The following is a 3739-nucleotide window of genomic DNA, read 5'->3' on the forward strand; positions in this document are numbered from 1 at the left end:
CTTACAAAATAGGCCTTTTTGTATAAATCTTAAGTTATTTTTAAAATTTTCTTAATTCAATTTTATATGATAAATACTGCATAATTTGATAATTCTTAATTATTTCTTAAGATTTTTCTTTATTTTTTAATATGAGGTGTTATAATAGAGCCTGTCGAAAGACAAAAGGAGAGAGAAAAATGGATAAGAAAACAAAAGAAATCATGAGTTTCGTATCTAATAGAGTAAGAACTCAGAAGACAATGTTCATTCCTGTGTTTGCTATTTCCGCTTTCGCAATCGTGGGTTATACAGCTGCTGATAGAACAGCACCTGTTGTACATTCAAATACAATTGAAGTTCCTTATGGAACTGTCTTAAAAGCTAGTGATTTTGCAATCTCTGATAACAGAGATCATACTGATACATTAAAAACTAAGATTCATGCTGAATCTTATGAAAAGAACCAGTTAGGAACTTATACTGTTAACGTAACAGTAAAGGATTCTTTCAACAATGAATCAACTAAGACTGTTAATGTTAAGGTTGTAGATAATGAAGCACCAGTTCTTGAATCTAAGACTGATGATGGATTTGTCATCAATGTTGAAGCAAATGGTAGTAGTAATTTAAAGGATTACATCAAAGCAACTGATAATGTTGATGGTGATGTAACAGATTTTATTAATTTTGATAAGGAATTAGATACAACTCAGTTAGGTCAACAGGTGATCAATGCATCTGTTGAAGATAACATGGGTAATATCGCTACTAAGACATTTACATTTAATGTAGGTGATACATCTGCTCCTGAAATGAACTTAAAGAATGGTAATTTCGTAGTCAATTATGGTGATAACTTTGATATCAACAATTATGTTGAAGCAAAGGATAACTATGATATGAATCCAGTTTTATCTGTAGAAGGTGAAATTGATACTAAGAAGTTAGATGGTACTCAGCCTATTAAAGTAACTGCAACTGATGCAAGTGGTAATAAGACTGAAAATACTTATGATGTGACTGTAGCTGATATGGCAGCTCCTTCTATTACATTAAAGTCTACTGATATTAATGTAAAGAATGGTGGTTCATTTGATGCAAAGTCTAATATTGCATCTGCTATCGATAATCTTGATGGTGATGTGACAAGCAAGGTGAATGTAAGTGGTTCTGTCAATACTTCTAAAGCTGGAAGTTATACAGTTAACTATACAGTAACTGATAATGCTGGTAATACAGCAAATGCAAGTGCTAAAGTGACTGTCGCTGCCGCTCCATCTAGAGGTGGATACAATGCAGGTGGAACAAGCGTCAAGGGTGGACACAGTGGTATTGTTGGAACTGGTTTATCTAAAGTAGGTTCTGCTTATGTATTTGGTGCTTCTGGACCAACAGCATTTGACTGTTCTGGATTCACTTCATGGGTATATAGACAGAATGGTAAATCATTACCAAGAACTGCTTCTGCTCAGTATAGTGGAACTACAAGAGTATCTAAGGATGGCTTAAGTGCTGGTGACTTAGTATTCTTCGCAGGAACTTATAAGTCAGGTATCTCACATGTAGGTATCTATATCGGTAATGGACAGTTTGTTCATGCTGCCAACTCAAGTACTGGTGTTACAGTATCTTCATTAAATAGCGGTTATTATGCATCTCATTACGCAGGTGCTGGTAGATAAGAAGATCGAAAGATCTTCTTTTTTTATAAGGAGACTATATGAAAAAAGTATTAAAGGTGATTCTAGGAATCGTATTAAGTATTGTACTCGTTCTTGGTCTACTCTATGGTCTTTTTATCTACATGATCGAGTATCATGTCGAAACAGTAGCTAAAGAATCTTATTATGAATATGAGGTTGTGATGCAGTCAGTCGGAGCGCCTCTATTCTTCAGCAGTGCAGATGGACGTCTGCTTCTTAAAAAGAATGATACGATAATCAATAAGATGGACTTTACATTATCAGATGATGGTGGAAGTATTCGAGAAGAAGTGTGGAGTGTGAGCTGGTATAAGGATCATGTAGGTGTTGTGATTCAAGGAACTGAGCAGGATGATACACTTTATAATCTTTATTATAATGGCAAGACAAATAGTTCTATTGTGAATGGTCAGGATGAAATAACAACTAAAGGTGATATGGCTAATAATAATGCCGATGAGATTAGAAAAGAATTAAAGATGGTCGCTGATTATCTTAATTATGATGATATAGATTATGGTATCAGTGCTAAAGGATGGATGTATGCCACAGTATATAATAAAGATGGTGTCACACGTCATTTGAATTATTATGAAACTCATGAGCATGAATATGTTTATCAGGAAACTAAGAATGGTTATACAACGATATTAGGATTCTATAAAATAGAAAATGGTCAGGTTATAGATGAACATACCACATCATGGCATTAAAAAAGATTCCGTGAAGGAATCTTTTTATAATAGTTCTTTAAGTTTTTCAATAGATTCTTCTGTAGTAGCCCAGCTTGTTGCAAAACGTACTACCGTATGTGTATCATCATACTTTTCCCAGAAACCATAGCGTACATGCTTTTCTAGTTCTTCTAGTTTCTTATTATCGACAATAAAGAACTGCTGGTTTGTAGGGGAATCAATATAGAATTCATAACCTTTTTCTTTAAAGATTGTTTTAAGCTTTTCAGCCATATCAATCGCATGCCTTGAAATCTTGAAATAAAGGTCATCTGTAAAGAGAACATCAAATTGAACACCATTTAAACGTCCTTTTGCAAGTAAAGCACCATGCTTCTTAATAAGGTTTACAAAGTGTGCTGGAGTATTATTCTTAGTAAATACAACAGCTTCACCACATAATGCCCCTACTTTAGTACCACCGATATAGAATACATCAGTAAGTTCTGCAATATCTTCTAGTGTTACATCAGTATCATAAGACATGAGACCATAACCAAGTCTTGCACCATCCAAGAATAAAGGCAAATTATAAGCATGACAAACATCTGAGATTTCTTTTAATTCTTCTTTTGTATAAAGTGTGCCATATTCTGTAGGATGAGAAATATAAACCATACCTGGGAATACCATATGTTCATGGTTAGCATCGTTATAGAATGTATCTACTAATTCTTTGACATCTGATGCTTTTAACTTACCTAAATACTGTGGGACAGTGAGTACTTTATGTCCTGTATATTCAATAGCCCCCGCTTCATGAGCAGCCACATGGCCTGTCACTGCAGCGACAACACCTTCATAAGGCTTCAACATTGTATCAATGACTAACTGGTTAGTCTGTGTACCACCTGTAATAAAGTAAATATCAGCTTCTTCTTTACCACATGCTTTCGCAATCTTTTTTCTTGCAGATTCAGAATATACATCTACTCCATATCCTGACTGCTGATCCATATTTGTTTCAATAAATTTTTCTAGAATGGCAGGATGTGCCCCTTCTGTATAATCACTTTCAAATGATAACATCTTTATATCCTCCGTTTTTTTGTATTCTACACTATTTTAGATATGAATACAAATAATGAAAATAATTCAAAAAATAGGAAGTAATTCACTCTGATGAATGAGTATATATATGTGTAAGCCACTTATTTCTTGTTTAGAATACTTTTACATAGAAAGATAAAGGAAACTCATTCCTCGAATACTCAATTCATACTATTTGGTAGGAATAGGAGCAGAACTATACTATAATAATCAAAAAGGAGGAAAATATAAGTAACTAAATATATCGACTATTGTGATTAAATGTGTTCA

At 33.7% G+C, this 3739-nt stretch carries 3 protein-coding genes; 2 read left to right on the top strand and 1 reads right to left on the bottom strand.

The window, feature by feature from the left end; genetic code table 11:
• The first annotated feature begins 179 nt into the window (after positions 1-179).
• Both ACT8VG_RS08495 and ACT8VG_RS08500 read left to right on the top strand, forming a co-directional pair.
• Positions 180-1664: a C40 family peptidase gene (locus ACT8VG_RS08495; RefSeq protein ID WP_444195627.1), complete on the top strand. Its 1485-nt coding sequence runs from the start codon at positions 180-182 to the stop codon at positions 1662-1664.
• Positions 1665-1702: 38 nt separating this feature from the next.
• Positions 1703-2398 carry a hypothetical protein gene (locus tag ACT8VG_RS08500; RefSeq protein ID WP_117460023.1) on the top strand — a complete coding sequence of 232 codons (696 nt, stop codon included), beginning with the start codon at positions 1703-1705 and terminating at the stop codon, positions 2396-2398.
• Between the two features lie 24 nt (positions 2399-2422).
• Here ACT8VG_RS08500 and ACT8VG_RS08505 read toward each other — a convergent pair whose 3' ends face one another.
• Positions 2423-3448 (bottom strand): threonine aldolase family protein, encoded by a 1026-nt coding sequence (locus tag ACT8VG_RS08505; RefSeq protein ID WP_117460021.1) that lies wholly within the window; start codon positions 3446-3448, stop codon positions 2423-2425.
• Positions 3449-3739 lie beyond the last annotated feature (291 nt).

It is taken from the genome of Catenibacterium sp. (genome assembly GCF_052354645.1).
GTDB lineage: Bacteria > Bacillota_I > Bacilli_A > Erysipelotrichales > Coprobacillaceae > Catenibacterium > Catenibacterium mitsuoka_A.